Origin of the sequence: Streptomyces sp. SID3343 (assembly GCF_009865215.1) — a bacterium.
Classification (GTDB): domain Bacteria; phylum Actinomycetota; class Actinomycetes; order Streptomycetales; family Streptomycetaceae; genus Embleya.
In genome coordinates this window covers 1-440 of sequence record NZ_WWJX01001412.1, presented here as the reverse complement: position 1 = coordinate 440, position 440 = coordinate 1, and the positions used below count along the sequence as shown (strand labels likewise).

The 440-nt window shown below is 77.5% G+C and carries 1 pseudogene; it reads right to left on the bottom strand.

From position 1 onward, the window contains the following. Positions 1-440 (bottom strand): annotated as a pseudogene (locus GT354_RS44660) (hypothetical protein); the annotation flags it as partial.

Here is a 440-nt window from a genome sequence, read left to right as displayed (position 1 = left end):
GAAGCGCGAACGCCCCGGCGACGCCGGCCACGAGCACGGCCCCGACCACGGCGAGGCCACCCCACGCGGCGCCGCCGCCACCACGTTCGGGCCCGGTGGTCTTGCCGGCGTCGGCCACCGCCCCGTCGACGAACGCGGTGAACAGGGCCGGCCCGTCGCCCTGGTGCGCGGCCAGCGTGTCGCTCTTGAGGGTGGCCAGTCGTGCGGGCGACATCACCGACGCGTCGGCCGCCGCATCGAAGGTACGGCCCACCGCGACCGCGTACACCCCCGGGCGGCCCACCTGCGCGCGCAGGCCCGACAGTACGGCCGCGCGCGAACCGGCCGACGCCAGCGGCGAGTTCGCCGGAACGGCGACCACGAACACCGGCTTTCCCGACGACCCGATCCTCGCCCGCAGCGCGTCGGCGGTGGCGGGCGGCAACACGTCGGCGGCCTCG